Source organism: Flavobacterium ardleyense (assembly GCF_033547075.1).
Lineage (GTDB): Bacteria > Bacteroidota > Bacteroidia > Flavobacteriales > Flavobacteriaceae > Flavobacterium > Flavobacterium ardleyense_A.
In genome coordinates, this window is the sequence record NZ_CP137891.1 from 1,569,907 (window position 1) to 1,589,267 (window position 19,361).

Here is a 19,361-nt window from a genome sequence, read left to right on the forward strand (position 1 = left end):
TGGGGACTAATAATCGCTCAGTTCCTCTAATATATTCTGCTGTAAAGCAAGCTCCAACTGATCGTTACTCGGAGCTTTTCCGTGCCAAGCGTGAGTGTACATCATAAAGTCTACTCCGTTACCCATTTCTGTGTGTAGCAAGACGCAAACCGGTTTTCCTTTTCCAGTTCTTGACTTCGCATCCTTCATTCCAGATAAAACAGCATCGATGTCATTTCCTTTTTCAATATCCAAAACATCCCAACCAAAAGCTTCAAACTTCGCACGAATACTTCCCATTGGAAGTACTTCGTCTGTAGATCCATCAATCTGCTTTCCGTTAAGGTCAATTGTCGAAATTAGGTTGTCTACTTTTTTCGCGGATGCGTACATAATTGCTTCCCAATTTTGACCTTCTTGCAATTCGCCATCTCCGTGAAGTGTGTAAACAATATGATTGTCGCTGTTGAGTTTCTTTGCTTGCGCAGCGCCTATTCCAACTGACATTCCCTGACCCAAAGATCCAGAGGCAATACGCACTCCTGGTAAACCTTCGTGAGTAGTTGGGTGTCCTTGCAAACGAGAATTTAATTTTCTAAAAGTCTTTAATTCTTCTACTGGAAAATAGCCGCTACGTGCTAAAACGCTATAGAAAACTGGTGAAATATGACCGTTTGATAAGAAGAATAAGTCTTCGCCAATTCCGTCCATTTCAAAAGTATCTTTGCGCTCCATTAAATTTTGATACAAACAAACCAAAAATTCGGCACAACCTAGTGATCCTCCAGGATGCCCAGAGTTTACGGCGTGCACCATTCTTAAAATGTCTCTTCTGACTTGTACAGTCAAGTCTTGTAGTTGTTGTGTGTTGAGTTTCATCTTGTTTTGTAAAGTTAAACTGCCGCAAAGATAAAAAACAGTTTTTAGAATATCCTTTATTTCAACTTTATCATAGCGCAATAATTAGAACTCAGTAATAATTTTCAGCTTTTGCTTAAAATAACTCTGTTAACTACTACTATTTGACAATCCTTGGTTAAATATAAGTGCAATAGTCAATTCTTGAAATCTAAATCTTTTATCTTTGCCGCCAGAAAAATGTTACTATGAAGTTTGACCTGATTCAAAAAGATGCTGCCTCAAAGGCACGTGCTGGAAAAATTACCACCGATCACGGTGTTATCGAAACCCCTATTTTTATGCCTGTTGGAACTGTTGCCTCTGTAAAAGGAGTACATCAGCGTGAACTAAAGGAAGATATAAAACCAGATATTATTCTTGGAAATACCTACCATTTATACCTTCGTCCACAGACCGAAATTCTAGAAAAAGCTGGAGGTTTGCATAAATTTATGAATTGGGATAGCAATATCTTGACCGATAGCGGAGGATACCAAGTTTATTCTCTCTCGGCAAACAGGAAAATTAAAGAAGAAGGTGTAAAATTTAAATCGCATATCGATGGATCTTACCACTTTTTTACTCCCGAAAACGTAATGGAAATTCAGCGCACGATTGGTGCTGATATTATTATGGCTTTTGATGAGTGTACTCCTTATCCTTGCGACTTTAATTATGCTAAGCGCAGTATGCACATGACGCATAGATGGTTGGACAGATGTATTAAACATGTTGACAATCTTCCATTTAAATACGGTTACGAACAAACTTTTTTTCCAATTGTTCAAGGAAGTACTTATAAAGATTTACGAAGACAATCTGCTGAATATATTGCGAATTCAAATCAGCAAGGAAATGCTATCGGCGGACTTTCTGTAGGAGAGCCAGCAGAGGAAATGTATGCAATGACCGAAGTGGTTTGCGAAATTCTTCCAGAAGACAAACCTAGATATTTGATGGGCGTTGGTACGCCAATCAACATTCTGGAAAATATCGCCCTCGGAATCGATATGTTTGACTGCGTTATGCCAACACGAAATGCACGTAACGGAATGCTTTTTACCGCAAACGGAACCATTAATATCAAAAATAAAAAGTGGGAAGCTGATTTTTCGCCCCTTGACGAAATGGGGCACACGTTTGTAGATACCGAATATACTAAAGCGTATGTGCGTCACTTATTCGCTGCAAATGAATATCTTGGTAAACAAATTGCGACAATTCACAACCTTGGATTTTATATGTGGTTAGTGCGCGAAGCAAGAAGGCGAATTATTGCTGGTGATTTTACCGCTTGGAAAAATAAAATGGTTCAACAAATGGGACAACGTTTATAAGATAAATTTTCATCTTGCATAACTTTATTTTAGAATGAAAATAATAGATTGGTATATTCTTAAAAGGTATTTGGCGACTTTCTCTGTGATGTTGCTGATGTTTATTCCTATTGGGATCGTCATCGACGTATCTGAAAAGGTTAATAGAATGCTGGAAAATAAAGTGCCTTTTGTAGAAATTGCACAGTACTACTTAGATTTTACAATCTACTTTGCCAACATACTTTTTCCGATCTTCTTATTTCTATCTGTAATTTGGTTTACCTCAAAGCTTGCCAACAACACAGAGATTATTGCAATCTTGAGTTCGGGAATCTCTTTTACGAGGTTTTTAAGACCTTATATTATCGGGGCAACGATTGTTTCGGTATTTGCATTAATTATGGGATTTTTTATTGTGCCAAAGGCTAGTGCAGGTTTCAACTCTTTCCGCTATGCCTATTTAAATAAAAATTCCAATACTCGAGACGATAGCAATGTGTTTAAACAGGTCAGTGATTCAGAATTTTTATATGTAGGAAATTTCAATCAAGAAACAAAAGTCGCGATCAACTTTTCTTATGAACAGTTTGAAGGAGAGAAATTGAAAACAAAGATTTCTGCTGGGCGGCTTGTTTGGCATCCAAAAGACAGCACTTTTACAATGTTTAATTACAACAAAAGGATTGTAGGAGAATTAGGAGATAAGATTGAATCTGGCGTAAAAATGGACACGACTTTCACATTTGATCTTGAAGATCTTACCCCAGTTTACTATGTTGCCGAAACGTTGACTTTGGGCGATCTAAATAAATTTATTGCCAAAGAAAGGGAGCGAGGAAGCAAAAATATTAATGTGTATTTGGTGGTATTGTATAAAAAATATAGCATTCCCGTATCTGCCTTTATATTAACAATTATTGCCGTAGCAGTTTCATCTATGAAAAGGCGTGGCGGGATGGGAGCAAATCTGGCGGTTGGAATCTTGCTGGCTTTTGCATTCATATTTTTTGATAAAATCTTCGGTACTCTTGCCGAAAAATCTACTTTTCCTCCAATCATCGCAGTCTGGATTCCTAATTTTGTCTTCGGAATTCTAGCTATTATCTTACTACGCAATGCCAAAAAGTAATCTTAAAAGTTATTTACTTCTTCATCTTATTGTTTTTATTTGGGGATTTACCGCTGTATTAGGCGAATTAATTACAGTGCGCGAAGCGGCTCTTGTTTGGTACCGCATGGGACTGGCGGGCGTTTTTTTACTTATCTACGCAATTATAGTTAAGAAACCACTGAAATTACCAATGAAGGAAGCTGCAAAAATTATTTTCGTCGGTTTTCTGATTGCTATACATTGGATTTTCTTCTTTCGAGCAATCAATATTTCCAACGTTTCAATAACACTAGCAATGTTCTCGATGGGCGCTTTTTTTGCTTCGATTTTAGAGCCAATAGTATACAAACGTAGGATGTTGTGGTATGAAGTACTTTTTGGACTGGTAATTATCTGCGGACTTTTTGTAATAATGCAAGTAGAAATTCACTTCCTTGAAGGAATTCTCACCGCACTATTTTCAGTATTAGTAGGGGTTATTTTTACGCTCTTTAATGGTAAACTTATCAAAAAACACGACTCAGTGGTAATTGCTACTTATGAGTTTTTTGCAGGATTTGCCTTTGTAACAATCTACCTATTAGTTGCTGGAAAATTTGTGACAGGGTTTTTTGATGTTGGTGCCAAAGACTGGTTTTATATTATAATTCTTTCTTCTATCTGTACTGCCTACGCTTTCACAGCTGCCGTTGCGGTAATGAGAGAATTGTCGCCCTATACCGTAATGCTTACTACTAATCTCGAACCGGTTTATGGAATTTTTCTAGCCTTCTTTATAATTGGGGAAAGCGAACAAATGAGTATACCTTTTTATATAGGGTCGGTGGTGATTTTGATTACCGTAATCCTCAACGGAATTGTGAAAAATAGAGCTGAAAAGAAACTGCAATCCACCGCATCATTCCCGAATGGGCCTATCAATTAAATAAAATTTAAGTAAAGACGAAGATTTAGATTAATAGATGATTATAAATTTTATCTTTGCCTTCTGAACAAAATTTTTTAAACTGCACAGATACTATGGAATATTTAGATTTTGAGCTTCCTGTAAAAGAATTGCAAGACCAATTGAGCAAATGCGAAATCATTGGTAGCGAATCCGATGTAGATGTTACAAACACCTGCAAGCAGATTGAGAAAAAGCTGGAAGAAACGAAAAAGAATATATACAAAAACCTAACTGCTTGGCAGCGTGTGCAATTGTCGCGTCACCCAAGTAGACCGTACACCTTAGATTATATTAAAGCATTTTGCGGAGATACTTTTTTAGAACTTTTTGGAGACAGAAACTTTAAAGATGATAAGGCGATGGTGGGTGGACTTGGCAAAATTGGCGACCAATCTTTTATGATTATCGGTCAGCAGAAAGGTCATAATACAAAGACGCGTCAGCACCGTAATTTTGGTATGGCAAATCCAGAAGGATACCGTAAAGCACTTCGTTTGATGAAGATGGCTGAGAAATTTAATATCCCTGTATTAACTTTAATCGATACTCCTGGAGCTTATCCTGGTCTTGAAGCTGAAGAACGTGGACAAGGAGAAGCAATTGCTCGCAATATTTTTGAAATGATGGGTTTAAAAGTGCCTATCATTACCATTATTATTGGTGAAGGTGCATCTGGGGGAGCATTGGGTATTGGAGTAGGGGATAAAGTATTTATGCTCGAAAACACTTGGTATTCTGTAATATCACCCGAATCATGTTCGTCTATTCTTTGGAAGAGTTGGGATTATAAAGAACGTGCAGCAGATGCACTGAAGTTAACTTCAACCGATATGAAGAAGCAAAAGCTAGTCGACGAAATCATTCCAGAACCATTAGGTGGAGCTCACTATGATAGAGAAACGACATATGCAACTACAGAAAAATATATTTTGAAAGCATACGATCAGCTAAAAGACTTATCAACAAAAGATTTAGTCAACAAAAGGATGACAAAATACAGCAAAATGGGTGAGTATAGAGATTAGACCCACCACTTATGTTAAAATAATCCGACGCCTTTGGTTTCGGATTTTTTTTGCTTTATCAACAAAAAATCGTAAATTATCAACAGTTCAAAATGATAACTATCAGGCTCTAATTTTTATTTTATGCCTACTTTCGTACTATGGAAAACTTCAAAAATATCAATCCCGTAAAAGTTGATCGTTCAACTATTATAAGTCTTGAAAAAGGCAAACTCCCACCGCAAGCCCTTGATTTAGAAGAGGCTGTGCTAGGTGCGATGATGATTGAAAAAAAAGGTACCGATAACGTAATCGATATTCTTACCGCCGATGCCTTCTACAAAGAGGGTCATAAATATATCTTTGAGGCTATTACTCAACTCTTTACAGATACTCAGCCAGTCGACTTATTAACCGTTTCGGCTCAGTTAAGAAAAAATGGAAAATTAGAGCAAGCAGGAGGTGATTTCTACCTAATTCAGCTCACTCAAAAGATATCCTCTTCTGCCCACGTTGAATTTCACGCAAGGATAATCCTTCAAAAATTTATTCAGCGCAGTTTAATCCGAATCTCTTCAGAAATTATCGAAGAATCTTACGAAGATTCAACTGATGTTTTTGATTTGCTTGACAAAGCCGAATCAAAGCTATACGAAGTTACTCAAGGGAATCTTAAGAAGAGTTCAGAAACCGCACAAAGTCTGGTTAACCAAGCTAAACTCCGTATTCAGGAGATTGCTGGTAAGGAAGGAATGAGTGGAGTTGCGACCGGATTTACAAAACTTGACAAACTTACATCAGGATGGCAGCCGAGTGATTTAATCATCATCGCCGCACGTCCGGGTATGGGTAAGACCGCTTTTGTACTGTCAATGGCGCGCAATGTTGCAATTGACTTTGGTCATCCTGTAGCATTATTCTCACTTGAGATGGCATCAGTACAACTTATTACACGTCTTATTTCGTCAGAAACTGGATTGTCATCAGAAAAACTTCGTACCGGAAAATTGGAGAAACACGAATGGGAGCAATTAAGTATCAAGGTAAAAGATCTTGAAAAAGCACCTTTATTTATTGATGACACACCTTCACTTTCTATTTTTGACCTTCGGGCAAAAGCACGTCGTCTCTCATCTCAGCACGGCATAAAGTTAATTATAGTCGATTACCTCCAGTTAATGACCGCTGGTGGTAGTAATGGCAAAGGCGGAGGAAATAGAGAGCAGGAAATTTCTACAATCTCTCGAAACTTAAAAGCTCTTGCCAAGGAATTAAATATTCCCGTAATCGCTCTTTCACAACTCTCGCGTCAGGTAGAAAATAGAGCTTCGGGTAGTAAGCGACCTCTTCTTTCAGATTTGAGGGAGTCAGGAGCTATCGAGCAGGATGCGGATATTGTATCCTTTATCTATAGACCAGAGTATTACAAGATTGATGAGTGGGATGACGAAGATGCGTCGCCTACACAAGGTCAAGCCGAATTTATCATCGCCAAACACCGTAATGGTAGTTTAGAAAATATCCGATTGAAATTTATCGGAAATCTCGGTAAGTTCGATAATCTCGAAGATTACAGCGGAAGCTATGACGATTTACCCTCAAAAATGAACCACGATGACAACCCTTTTTCTGTAAAAGCGTTGCCCACGGCCAATGAGGCTTTCGGTAGTAGTGCAAATAGCGAGGCTTTTGGCAGTAGCATGTCTACTTTGGAAAATGACGATAGCGACGTTCCGTTCTAAATGTTCGCATACTATACATATATAAAAGCTATCTCGAAAGAGGTGGCTTTTTTTGATAATAATTATATTTTTTTGGGCGTGCCCCTTTGGGCCGGGCTTTCCGCTATATCTTTTGCTTAGAAATATTTCGCAAAACGAGAATGACCGTGGTAAGCAAAAGGATGCCGCTGCAATCCCTCACGCAGACCTATGGTAACATTGAGATGAGGTAGTTTATTGGTGAAAAGAATTATTCGATTAAATTCAATGCTTTATAAGCAAAGATTTTTTACAGCAAAGAGCGCAAAGTTAAGAACTCAAGGTTTGCCTGACGTTGTAAAAAATTACCTGACAAATAGTAATTTTAACTGAGGAAAAAATCATTCTAGCAGAAAAGTTTTGATTTCCTGCAAGGTTTGTTTATTGTAGAATTTTATATTTTAAAAATTTGCAACTTGATTTTTGCATATCTTGGTACTGTTATAATTATATGATAATCGTAAGGCATATACATCCAGATTTAAGTAATTATATCTGACTTTGTTAGGCATATGAAAAAGTTACCCAACATTTAAAAACCATCGAAATGAAAGTAAAATTTAAATATTTCGGATTTTTTTTTCTAGTTTTAATAAACCTACAATCGTGTAAACCAGATGATCTTTATTATGATTTAAGTGACGATGCTAAAGATTTTTTACTATTTGAAATTAATGATACATTCAAACTAAAAAATTTGGAAACTAACGAAATTATAACTTTGAAAATAACATCCAAAGAAATTAGACATTATGAAGATGGACCAAATGAATCATCGTTTGTTTATTTAGGACCACGTGCAGATGTTTACATTGAACGTGGTGAATATACTTTTACTGATGATACGAATTGTTATGATGGAATCGTAGCGGTCGAAGCGAATAGAGATGGAGGTTTTGAACTTAAAGCATTTCTCGGAAATTGTTTTGGAAACATCAATTATTCTTTTGATTATCATGATGAGTTCTTTACAACTATTGATGTTGAAGGTATTGAATATTCGAATGCCTACCTTTTGAGGTCTTTTCCTGATATTTTATTCTATTCTAAAGAAAAAGGAATTTTAAAAATTGTAGACGATTTTAATCAAGAAACGCGATTTACGATTGTTGAATAAAAAAACGTTGGGTAACACACGTCTTGCGCCATTTGCGAATTTAGTGGAATTATCGTTTTTTATCGTATTTTCGTTTAGCCGAAAATAATCGTCTTCGTAAGTCGCAAACGGTGCAAGGCGCGAGAACGTTAGCAGTTATACCACAGCCGAAAAATGACGAAATTTTTAAGAATATTTATAAAGTTATTAATGTGTAATATAAAACCAAAAAAATATTTTACAGAAGAGGAAATCAAAGATCGAAATGTATTATTCGAAAGGAAGCATACTCAATTATTTGATATTTTAAAATCTGCGTTTAAAATTTATGATTCCAAATTATGCCAATGTGCTTACCCTAGATTCAGACAATTAGTTCAAATTGATTGTAGCGAAAGTGGAAATTCATTTAAATGTTGGGAAACAGAAATTCTAATAGGATTAAGTAAAAAGAATTTCAATGTAACGCAAAGTAATCTAAAAGATGAAGTTACGAATGAAAAATGGGAATGTAAAAAATGTAATTCAACTTATGAATTTGGTTGGTCTGATTTTAGTATCTCAGTTGATAGAGAAAAATTAAAACTAATAGAATTGAAAACAGAAAGTATTGGAAAAGAAACAATTAAACCAATACCTCTTTATATTGGATTATACGGACATTCATATCCTCCAAAAACAGAAATGTATAATGCAGAATTTTCGGAGTTTGAAAAATATATATTAGAAAAATAAGTACAACTGCTAACAGCTAAGGCTTCGTTGGGCTTGAAAAGCCAACACCCGAGCTTTTGCGAACTGGCGAAGCAATGAAGCCTTTGTTGAACAACTTGTCCCAATTCTTATCGGGAGAACCGGTTGAGATTCCATCCCTATGGAGTTATCGTAAAAGAGTTATAAGTCCCGATAGCGATCGGGATCAAGAGGATTAGAAGTCCTCTTTTTTTATGGAGTAAAATGATCGAGAGTCTTTGAGTGTTTCCCTTCACTTTGTTGCATACCTGCCGGTACCCGTACCAAATTAACTTTGTTGGGTTGCCGTTTTTTGGCTACTGCCAAGATACCAAGCAGGCGGACCTCGGGTGTCAAAAATTAGAATGGTGTGGAATCAGCTCAATGCACGATTGCTGAAATGGGTAAAATGGGAAAAGGATTTGTATAAAAAGGCTTCAGTTCGCTATTTAAAAACAAGGTTTGAAGAAAAACCTTGGTTATTTGCACATTGGTTGTTGGTATATCCATAAATAGAATTAATTTTAATGTGATTTATTAATATGAAGAGCCGTATGAAGGGAGACTTTCACGTACGGTTCCGTGAGAACGTAGGGGTGAAATTCCCTTGCGTGACTCGATTAGCAGCCATTTAAGGACAACCCACAGACACCAAAATATGACAATTAACAGGATAATAAATTTTTCGCTAATTATATTTTTATCAACCTTCATTTTTGGGTGCGAAACGAACTTTATTGATTATCATAGTAAGTTAGAAGTTGACACAGGAAATTTTAATTATGCTTTATACCTTGATGGAGTTGGTATTGGAGACCCAGGGTATACAGTCGTTAGACTAGAAAAAAACATCAGGCCTGAAGATGTATACATAAAATGGACTCCAAGTGAAGGAATAAATTATGACGTGAATCAAGAAAAAATAGAGTGGTTTAGGGAACGAATAATATTGGAAAATTATGACGAAGCTGGACTTTTTACATCAGACCCAAAAATTGAAATAATTAATAACAGACATTTAGTTTTCTCAAGAGGTGGTTACTATTTTGGACTTTATGATTTAAAAATTTCAAAAGACACTTTTAATATTGGTTCGCCTTGGAACGAGTGGGTCGACAAAAGCGGTTATAAAAGTGAAAAGTTTGACAGGGATAAAGAAGAAAAAGCATATGGAGAATGGATAAAAGAAAACTTGGACACTAAAATCAGAGATTACATTGAGACAAACAGATAGAAAAACGGCTGCTAACAGCTAAGGCTTCGTTGAGCTTGAAAAGCCAACACCCGAGCTTTTGCGAACTGGCGAAGCAATGAAGCCTTTGTTGAACAGCTTGTCCCGATTCATATCGGGAGAACCGGTTGAGATTCCATTCCTATGGAGTTGTCGTTAAAGAGTTATGAGTCCCGATAGCGATCGGGATCGAGAGGATTAGAAGTCCTCTTTTTTTATGGAGTAAAAATAATCGAGGGTTTTTGAGTGTATCCCTTTCACTTTGTTGCATACCTGCCGGTACCCGTACCAAATTAACTTTGTTGGGTTGCCGTTTTTTTGGCTACTGCCAAGTTGCCAAGCAGGCGGACCTCCGGTGTTAATAAGTTGATTAGTGTGGAATCAGCTCAATAACGATTGCTGAAATGGGTAAAATGGGAGAAAGATCTGTATAATAAGGCTTCAGTTCGATATTTATAAAGAAGGTATCAAGAAAAACCTTTGTTATTTGCACATTGGTTGTTGGTATATTAATAAATAGAATTAAATTTCGTGTGATTTATTAATATGAAGAGCCGTATGAAGGGAGACTTTCACGTACGGTTCCGTGAGAACGTAGGGGTGAAATTCCTTGTGTGACTCGGTTATAGGCTATTTTAGAGAACTAAAGAATAAAATTATAAATTTCAAATTATGAAGAATAAATTACTGTTACTTCTTCCTTTAATATTTTTAAATTGTACCAATAATGAAAGTATTTTAAAGGAGGAAATTACTAAATTAAATATGAAAAATGATAGTTTAAAAATTGTTTTAGACACTTTAAAAACAAAATTTATCTTTGATCGTGCTTTTGTTAAGCATATTGTGAACGAAAATAAACCAATGAAAGTTGGTCAAAAATACGAAGGAGAGTTATATTTTGTAGCATATAATAACTACGACAAAATTTTATTTCGTCAAAATTCAAATTTGAAACCAGATACTTTATCAGAAGTTATCGGAGGTGGATATAAATATGAATTTACAGCAAAAAAAGGAGAAAATAACTTTTACTTTAAACCAATGATTCTTAATAAAACAGCCAAAGAATTTAGAAATCCTTTTTTTGATGTAAATATTGCTGACAAGAAAATTATCGAATAAAAACAGCCTACAACAGCCAAAGACTTCGTGGGCGTGAAGCGCCAACACCCGAGCTTTTGCGAACTGGCGAAGCAATGAAGCCTTTATTGAACAGCCAAACTGCTAGAAGTTGGATGTTGTGCAGGAATGGATGGAACCATTAGACCGCCGTAGCGCTCTAATATAACAGATCCTTGCTTAAATACTGAATTTCACAATTCGCCCGTGGTGCTTCAACCGAAGACAAATCAAAACCCCGCGCCATATAAATCTTGAGCGGCCTGAATATATTTGGCGAAAGCCCATAATAATGGAAGCAAATTTAAACTTGTCTAGAAAAAAGGAATTATCGGAAATTGTAAGGATGGTTCTATTATTTTTAGTAACGCTAACTTTTTTTGAATATTCTGATACTTAAACTCAAAAAGCGCGACACTCATTTCTGAATATCACGCTTGTATTGTATACTGCAAAAATCTTTAATCTTTTTTCGTTACCTCATTTCCTTCGCACTCAGCAGCAATATCATCATTTGGATCAACTGCTTTTGCTTCTGCTGCATCGTCACATTCAGCGGCAATTTTCTCTTTTGTTCCTAATTCTATACACTCTCCTTCTAGTTCTACTTCGGTTTGTTTTACAAACACTGCATATTCTGCAGGAATAATTTTAATTCCCGAATGGTCTGCATAAGCTCGGGTAAATTCGGCACCTAAATATAAAATTGCGGCAGTATAATATACCCAAAGAAGTATAATTATTATAGATCCGGCTGCACCATAAAGTGAAGCAGTTCCTGCTGTTTCTATATAAAAGCTAATTCCGTAGCGACCTAACATAAATAATATAGCGGTAAAAAATGCACCCACCCGCACATCTTTCCAGGCTATTTTAGCATCTGGAAGAACTTTAAAAATAGTTCCAAATAAAATAGCGATTACTCCAAAACCAATAACAACATTCAAAACATTAAAGACAACTAAGGTGATATATGGAATGTAGATTCGCAAATAATCTCCCAATCCACTTAAAATACCATTGACAAGAAGTGTCACTAGTAGCAGAAACCCTAAAACAACAATAAGAGAAGATGACATCAAGCGATCCTTAATCATTTTTACCCATCCTCTTTTTGGCTTGGCTTTTACTCTCCAAATCATATTAATGGAGTCTTGAATCTCTCCAAAAACTGTTGTTGCTCCGATTAGCAAAGTTACAGATCCGATAATTACTGCTTTGGTGCTTTTGCCATTCAGCCGAAGATTTGCTATAACCTCCTGCACCTGCGCCGCAGCCTCATCTCCTAGAAGTCCATTTATTTCAGAAAAAAGCTTTCCCTGTGCTGCATCGGCGCCAAGGAATATTCCTGCAACCGAAATGATAAGTAGTAACAATGGTGCAATCGAAAATAGTGTATAATAAGAAAGTGACGCACTTAATTTAAGTCCTTTATCCTCTAGAAATCCAGTAAAAGTGTCCTTAAAAATTTCTTTCCATCTCATAAAATTGTCTTTAGTAAAAATCTTCTTCATAAAATACAAAAATTTGTCAACACCTTAAAAGTATGTATAAATTGATAATTTATAGGTATTCTTTTGATTATATTTAACGGATATTGAGGAAGTCTTAATACAACTTTTCAAGTATCTTTGAAGTAAAATATTTTGTAATATGTTTAGAACTAGATTACTGATTTTTGTTTTTTTGCTATCCGGATTTGTCGCAAAGGCTTCTTTTATTTTAGTGCCCATGGACGATACAACCCAACAAAATCACCTAAAAGCCTACGGAATCACCTACTGGGCGATTGATAAGCAGTATAAAGTAAATTGGCTCCTTAATTATCGGGGTGGATCATTCCTGATAAGTGATGCGGCAGAAATTCGTCGAGAATGCCAAATACGTGGCGTAAGTTTTGAAATTTTGTCTGACGGTCAGACTCAAACCATCTTGAACGAGATAGCGAGTCCATCTCAAAACATGGAAAGTGTCGCATTGGAGAAAGCGCCCAAAGTTGCAGTATATACTCCTAGTGGGAAAATGCCTTGGGATGATGCGGTTACACTAGTGTTAACATACGCTGAAATACCCTTTACCAAAATTTACGATACCGAAGTTTTGTCCGATCAGCTTTTACTTTATGATTGGTTGCATTTGCATCACGAGGATTTTACCGGCCAATATGGAAAGTTTTTTGGCGCTTACAGACATGCTCCTTGGTATATAGAACAAAAACGAGCTGCCGAAGAAGCGGCAACTACAATGGGTTACAATAAAGTTTCTAATCAGAAATTAGCTGTGGCCAAAAAAATTCGTGATTTTGTGGTGGGCGGCGGTTTTCTCTTTGCAATGTGCTCGGCAACAGATAGTTTTGACATTGCGCTTTCAGCAGAAGGTGTTGATATCTGCGAACCAATGTTCGATGGAGATCCAAGCGAGGCAAATTATCAGTCGAAAATAGATTACAAACAAACCTTTGCTTTCAAAGATTATATTCTGGAAAGAAGGCCAGAGAAATACGAATTTTCGGATATTGATATGACCGAAAAAAGAAAGATTCCGATGGACAAAGACTATTTCAGTTTGATGGAGTTTTCGGCCAAATGGGATCCAGTGCCATCAATGCTATGTCAGAATCATACCCAATTGGTAAAAGGATTTATGGGGCAAACCACGTCATTTGACAGAAATTTAATTAAATCAAATATTTTGGTTTTGGGAGATAATCAGATAAATGGTGAAGCAAGATATATTCACGGACAAAAGGGAAAAGGAATGTTTACTTTTTATGGCGGTCACGATCCGGAAGATTATCAGCATAGAGTGGGAGACGAACCGACATTACTGGATTTGCATCCAAATTCACCCGGCTATAGGCTTATTTTGAATAATATCTTATTTCCCGCCGCGAAAAAGAAGAAGCAGAAAACCTAAAATAATATCTCTATTACCTACGAAATCTCTTTTGACGATACTTAAGGCAACAGACATCTTAAAAGTAAAAAACTACGGCAACACGAATGTTACCGTAGTTTTTTTTTACGCCTGATGGGAACGGCATCCTTTCCTGCCCCTCTTTTTGGGCAGGAAAGATACAGTGGACAGCAGGACCCGAGCGAAGCGAACTGGCGAAGCAAATACGTCCTTAAAAAAAAGATCCTATTTATTATTGTCTATTACATAATCCAAAACTTTTCGCATTAAATGCACTCGGTCTTTGCCCGAAACATTGTGCTTGTGCATTGGATATACAAAAAAATCAACTTGCTTTTCAGCTTCAATAAATTTTTTGATTAGCGACAAATTATGTTGCATAACTACCACATCGTCAATGCTACCGTGGATTAGAAGCAATTTTCCTTCAAGATTTTTTACGTAATTCATTGTGCTCGCCTTATCAAAACCTTCTGGATTTTCCTCCGGCGTATCCATATAACGCTCACCGTACATGATTTCGTAGTACTTCCAATCAGTCACAGGACCGCCGGCAACACCTACTTTAAAGACTCCAGGATGTTGCAGCATCATTGAATTTGTCATAAAACCACCATAACTCCAGCCGTGTACAGCCAAACGATTGCCATCAATATATGGTAAAGATTTTAAGTATTCAACACCAGTCAATTGATCGGCCATTTCAATCTGTCCCAAATTGCGGTGAATAACTTCTTCAAATTGCTTCCCACGATTTGCAGATCCGCGATTGTCTAAAGTGAAAACGATGTAGCCTTGCTCAGCCATCCAATACATCCAAAGACTTGCGCCATCGAGGTACGAATTTGTGTTCATCTGCGCGTGAGGTCCTCCGTAAACGTAAACTAAAACCGGATATTTTTTGGAAGCATCAAAATTGCTAGGCTTGATCATACGTGTGTATAGGTCAGTCTTACCGTCGTTGGCCTTTAAGATTTTAATGTCAGATGTTCCAATGACATAGTCCTTGTATTTATTTTCACTGGTCATTATAACGGTTTCATTTCCTTTACTGTCCATCATAATTGATTTGGATGGAGTAGTGCTATTTGAATATTCGTCAAAGAAATGTTTACCGTCTTCGCTAATGGCAAAACTATGAACGCCTTCGTTTTTGGTAACCAAAGATTGCTTCCCTTTTAAATTTACTTTATATACGAGATTATTCATCGCATTACTGCCCGTTGCATTAAAGTAAATTTCATTGTTAGCAACACCAATAATTGCAGTTGCAGGAAATTTATTTGAAGTTAATTTTTTGATCAATTTCCCTTCAATTGTGTAGTAATAAAGATTGTCAAATCCATCTTTCTCGCTTATCCAAACAAAACTGTTTGATGACTTGCTAGGAAAAAATGCATCGTGCTCCGGCTCAACCCAGGTGGTTGCCTGCTCGCGAATTAGTGTTCGTACAAATGCACCTGTAGTTGCATCATAGAGATTTAGATGCATATCGTTCTGACCGCGATTTACTTCTGCAATCAGTACATATTTGTCGTCAGGAGTCCAAGTAAGGTTGGTTAGATAATCATCGGATTTGCCTTGCGGCGAAATAAAAACTGTCTTTCCGCTGGCGATATTGTAAATTCCAACTTTAGGCTTTTCGCTCTTCTGACCCGTCATTGGATATTTGAGATTGATCAGTTTACCAGGAGTTTCTGTAATATCTAAAAGTGGGTAATCGGCAACTTCTGACTCATCTTTCTGATAAAAAGCAATCGCGGAAGATTTTGGAGACCAAAAAATCCCTTTCGAAATTCCAAACTCACTACGGGCAAATACATCGCCAGAAACAATGTCTTTGTTTTCATTGTTGGTAATTGCAATGGTTTTTCCAGAATTTGTAAGGATAAAAAGATTGTTTTTAAGAGTATATGCAACATGAGCTTTGCTATCATCAAAAGTACTGTTTGCAGCTTCTGCAGGCAGTGTTGCTATTTTTGTTCCTTTTTTATTTGAGATAGAATATTCATAAATCGCATCTCCATTATTTATTATGATAGTGTCCTCGTTTTTGTATTCTATTCCAAAAAATGAATATAATTCAGTACCGAGCGCTTTATTGAAATTTGCAAGCGTTACAACTTCTACTGTATTTGAACTATTTGCGGAAGCTGAGACTAGTTTACGCCCCGAATCTTCAAAATAAAAGTATTTGTTTGTTTTAGGAATCCATTGGAATCCTAGCATTTTGTCAGCTCTAAACTTTCGGCCCTGCTGCATTACAGCATCTTCTAGCGAAATAGTTTTTGTCTGACCCGCAACAGAGCAAGTGATAAAAAAACTTAGTGCTAGTAATAAGTGTTTGTTCATGATTAAATATGTTGATTTGTGACAAATATAAAAAAAGGATGCCAATAAGAAGAGTATTAATCTATATTGGCATCCTATTAAGGAATATGTAATTAATTTTTTTAGATAGTTCCTACTTCATTTTCTTTTTCTAGATATTTCTGGACTAGTTCAATTGCATTGCTAACAACATCACTTAGAGCAGTAATATAAGTTCCTTCGTCGGCAATATTAATTGCGTGTCTGATAGCTTCGACCTCTTTAGCGATAATTTCGTAAGTAACATTTTCGCCAGAATCTTTTATTCCTTCAAAAAGTAGGTTATTGATTTCGACATCAGTTCGTCCTCGTAAATGTTTTTCTTGACGGATGATAATATGGTCAAACATGGTTGCTGCAATGCGAGCGCATTCACGAATATCTTCGTCACGTCTGTCGCCGACACCTGCAATAATTCCTATTTTTCGAGGTGAATCGACCGTTTCTAAATATTCAGCAATTCCTTTATATCCCGCTGGGTTATGAGCAAAATCGATTAAAACCTTGAACTTTTTGAATTCGAAAATATTCATACGACCCGGAGTTTGAGCGGCACTAGGTACAAAAGTTTGTAATGCTAACCCAATGTCTTCAATCTTGAAGCCATAGATATAAGTCGCAAGCGTTCCAGCCAGCACATTGGCAATCATAAATTTTGCTTTTCCGCCTAAGGTTAATGGTACATTTGTCACCTTGCAAATACGAATTTTCCATTCGCCTTTCTTGATAGTGATAAAACCATTTTCGTAAACTGCTGTAATGGCACCTGTTTTTGCCATTTTTTTGATCAGAGGATTTTCTTCATCCATGCTAAAATAGGCAATTTTGGACGTAAGGCGACTTGCAATTTTGCGACATTGCTCGTCATCGGCATTCAATACAGTCCATCCACTTTTCTTGACACTTTCGGCAACCGTTATCTTTACATTGGCAAGATCTTCGATTGTATGGATATCATTCAGTCCCAAATGATCTTCCTGAATATTGGTTATTACAGCAATGTCACATTTATTAAATCCAAGGCCCGAGCGTAAAATTCCTCCGCGCGCAGTTTCCAAAACCGCAAATTCAACCGTTGGATCTTTTAATATATATTCAGCACTTAATGGTCCAGTGGTATCACCTTTTTCCATCATGTGATTTTGAATATAAATTCCATCTGACGTTGTAAAGCCTACTTGAAAACCGTTATTTTTTACAATATGCGCAATAAGTCTAGTTGTTGTAGTTTTTCCGTTGGTACCTGTTACGGCAATAATTGGAATTCTACTTGGATTTCCTCTCGGATACATCATATCTACAACTGGAGCAGCTACGTTGCGGGGTAGACCTTCGGTTGGGGCCAAGTGCATTCTGAAACCTGGAGCCGCATTTACTTCTAATATTACACCGCCATTTTCTTTAAGTGGCTGGGTAAGATTTTCTGCCATAATATCAACTCCGCAAATATCTAGTCCGATAACTTTCGAAATTCTTTCGCAAAGAAAAATGTTTTCTGGGTGCATCATATCGGTAACATCTACAGAAGTCCCGCCAGTACTTAGATTGGCTGTGGATTTGAGAGTCACTGTTTCGCCATTATTGGGAATGGTATCAAGAGTATATTCTAATCTTTCTAATAAATCTTCGGTATCTCTGTCAACGGTGATCTGAGTCAGAACATTCTCGTGTCCGTAACCGCGCAATGGATCTTGGTTGATAACTTCAATAAGTTCTGCAATAGTATTTACGCCATTCCCGACTACGTGAGCTGGGACTCTTTTGGCTGCAGCCACCAATTTATTATTAATAATTAAAACTCGGAAGTCAAACCCAGTTATAAATTTTTCAACAATTACTCTAGTGCTATATTCCTTGGCAAAATGCAAACCCGCTACTGCATCCTGGTAATTTGTGACATTTATTGAAGCGCCCTTACCATGATTTCCATCCAGTGGTTTTATAACGATAGGATAGGAAATACGATTGATTGTTTCTTTAAGCTCTTCTTCATCTTGGCAAATACTACCAAGCGCTACCGGAATAGAGGAATTCTCAAGCATTCGCTTTGTAAGTTCTTTATTACAGGCCATATCTACGGCAATGCTACTTGTGTTGCAGGTAATTGTAGCTTGAAAACGCATTTGATTGACTCCGTAACCTAACTGGACCAAAGAATTACTTCCTAGACGAATCCAAGGAATTCCTCTTGCTACTGCCTCTTCAACAATACTACCTGTACTTGGTCCTAAGCGAACCTTTTCTCTAATTTCTCGCATTTGTTGAATGTCAGCTTCGATGTCATATTCTGAACCATCAATTAATGCCTGTGCAATTCGCACCGCAGATTCGGCGGCGAATATTCCGACATTTTCTTCGGTATAACTAAAGACTACATTATAAATGCCAGGAGTTTTAGTTTCGCGCGTACGACCAAAACCAGTATCCATCCCGGCAAGGGTTTGGATTTCCAAAGCAATATGCTCAATTACATGGCCCATCCATGTACCTAATTCAACACGTATAAAAAAACCACCATCGCAACCTTCAGAGCAACGATGTTCAATAAGGGTTGGAATAAGTTCCTCAAGTCGTTCTCTAAATCCTTCAATCTTATTAGTTGGCAACTGTTCAATTTCTTCCAAGTCAAGCCGCATCTGAATTAGAGATCTTCTCTTTATACTCCAGATATTTGGACCTTTCAGAACTTGTATTTTTAATATTTTCATAGATGGTAGGTAATTTTTTTGGTTAGAATGTATTGTAAAATTTCTTAATGATCGATTAGATAAAGCAGTCTCACTCTCGGTGCTGAAAGTACGAATGTCCAAGCAATTTACTTAAATATTTTCTTATATTTTCTTATTTTTTTTTTAGCTTTAAAACTTTTTTT

14 protein-coding genes are annotated in these 19,361 nt (G+C 36.7%); 10 read left to right on the forward strand and 4 right to left on the reverse strand.

All coding sequences use genetic code 11. The features are described from left to right. Positions 1-6: 6 nt before the first annotated feature. Entirely contained in the window at positions 7-858 is an 852-nt protein-coding gene (locus SBO79_RS06825; protein WP_318643338.1) for a transketolase, read from the reverse strand. Positions 859-1,085: 227 nt separating this feature from the next. Here SBO79_RS06825 and tgt point away from each other — a divergent pair, with 227 nt between their 5' ends. The 9 genes from tgt to SBO79_RS06870 all read left to right on the forward strand — a co-directional run bounded on the left by tgt (position 1,086) and on the right by SBO79_RS06870 (position 11,206). Beyond that, on the forward strand, positions 1,086-2,216 hold the full coding sequence (gene tgt, locus SBO79_RS06830) for a tRNA guanosine(34) transglycosylase Tgt (protein ID WP_318643340.1): 1,131 nt from the start codon (positions 1,086-1,088) through the stop codon (positions 2,214-2,216). A gap of 34 nt (positions 2,217-2,250) precedes the next feature. Further along, positions 2,251-3,327, forward strand: a complete 1,077-nt coding sequence (locus tag SBO79_RS06835; protein ID WP_318643342.1) for an LptF/LptG family permease — start codon at positions 2,251-2,253, stop codon at positions 3,325-3,327. Further along, entirely contained in the window at positions 3,314-4,234 is a 921-nt protein-coding gene (locus tag SBO79_RS06840) for a DMT family transporter (protein WP_318643344.1), read from the forward strand. The genes SBO79_RS06835 and SBO79_RS06840 overlap by 14 nt, the downstream gene beginning before the upstream one ends. Before the next feature lie 95 nt (positions 4,235-4,329). Then, on the forward strand, positions 4,330-5,283 hold the full coding sequence (locus SBO79_RS06845; RefSeq protein ID WP_318643346.1) for an acetyl-CoA carboxylase carboxyltransferase subunit alpha: 954 nt from the start codon (positions 4,330-4,332) through the stop codon (positions 5,281-5,283). 140 nt (positions 5,284-5,423) lie between these two features. Then, positions 5,424-7,004, forward strand: a complete 1,581-nt coding sequence (gene dnaB, locus SBO79_RS06850) for a replicative DNA helicase (protein ID WP_318643347.1) — start codon at positions 5,424-5,426, stop codon at positions 7,002-7,004. A gap of 565 nt (positions 7,005-7,569) precedes the next feature. Further along, positions 7,570-8,139, forward strand: a complete 570-nt coding sequence (locus SBO79_RS06855; protein ID WP_318643349.1) for a hypothetical protein — start codon at positions 7,570-7,572, stop codon at positions 8,137-8,139. 153 nt (positions 8,140-8,292) lie between these two features. Then, positions 8,293-8,853, forward strand: coding sequence for a hypothetical protein (locus tag SBO79_RS06860; RefSeq protein WP_318643351.1), 561 nt, complete (start codon positions 8,293-8,295; stop codon positions 8,851-8,853). A gap of 655 nt (positions 8,854-9,508) precedes the next feature. Further along, a complete protein-coding gene (locus SBO79_RS06865; RefSeq protein WP_318643353.1) occupies positions 9,509-10,084 on the forward strand; it encodes a hypothetical protein in 576 nt (191 codons plus the stop codon). A 669-nt stretch (positions 10,085-10,753) separates the two neighbouring features. Continuing rightward, a complete protein-coding gene (locus SBO79_RS06870) occupies positions 10,754-11,206 on the forward strand; it encodes a hypothetical protein (RefSeq protein WP_318643355.1) in 453 nt (150 codons plus the stop codon). Positions 11,207-11,664: 458 nt separating this feature from the next. On the opposite strand, the gene SBO79_RS06875 is transcribed toward SBO79_RS06870, so the two are convergent. Continuing rightward, positions 11,665-12,717 (reverse strand): YihY/virulence factor BrkB family protein, encoded by a 1,053-nt coding sequence (locus SBO79_RS06875; RefSeq protein ID WP_318643357.1) that lies wholly within the window; start codon positions 12,715-12,717, stop codon positions 11,665-11,667. Positions 12,718-12,856: 139 nt separating this feature from the next. On the opposite strand from SBO79_RS06875, the gene SBO79_RS06880 reads away from it, so the two are divergent. Next, positions 12,857-14,119 (forward strand): asparagine synthetase B, encoded by a 1,263-nt coding sequence (locus SBO79_RS06880; protein WP_318643359.1) that lies wholly within the window; start codon positions 12,857-12,859, stop codon positions 14,117-14,119. A 225-nt stretch (positions 14,120-14,344) separates the two neighbouring features. On the opposite strand, the gene SBO79_RS06885 is transcribed toward SBO79_RS06880, so the two are convergent. Both SBO79_RS06885 and cphA read right to left on the reverse strand, forming a co-directional pair. Next, positions 14,345-16,471, reverse strand: coding sequence for a S9 family peptidase (locus tag SBO79_RS06885; RefSeq protein ID WP_318643360.1), 2,127 nt, complete (start codon positions 16,469-16,471; stop codon positions 14,345-14,347). Between the two features lie 101 nt (positions 16,472-16,572). Beyond that, complete coding sequence (cphA, locus tag SBO79_RS06890) at positions 16,573-19,197, reverse strand: cyanophycin synthetase (protein WP_318643361.1); 2,625 nt, start codon at positions 19,195-19,197, stop codon at positions 16,573-16,575. Positions 19,198-19,361 lie beyond the last annotated feature (164 nt).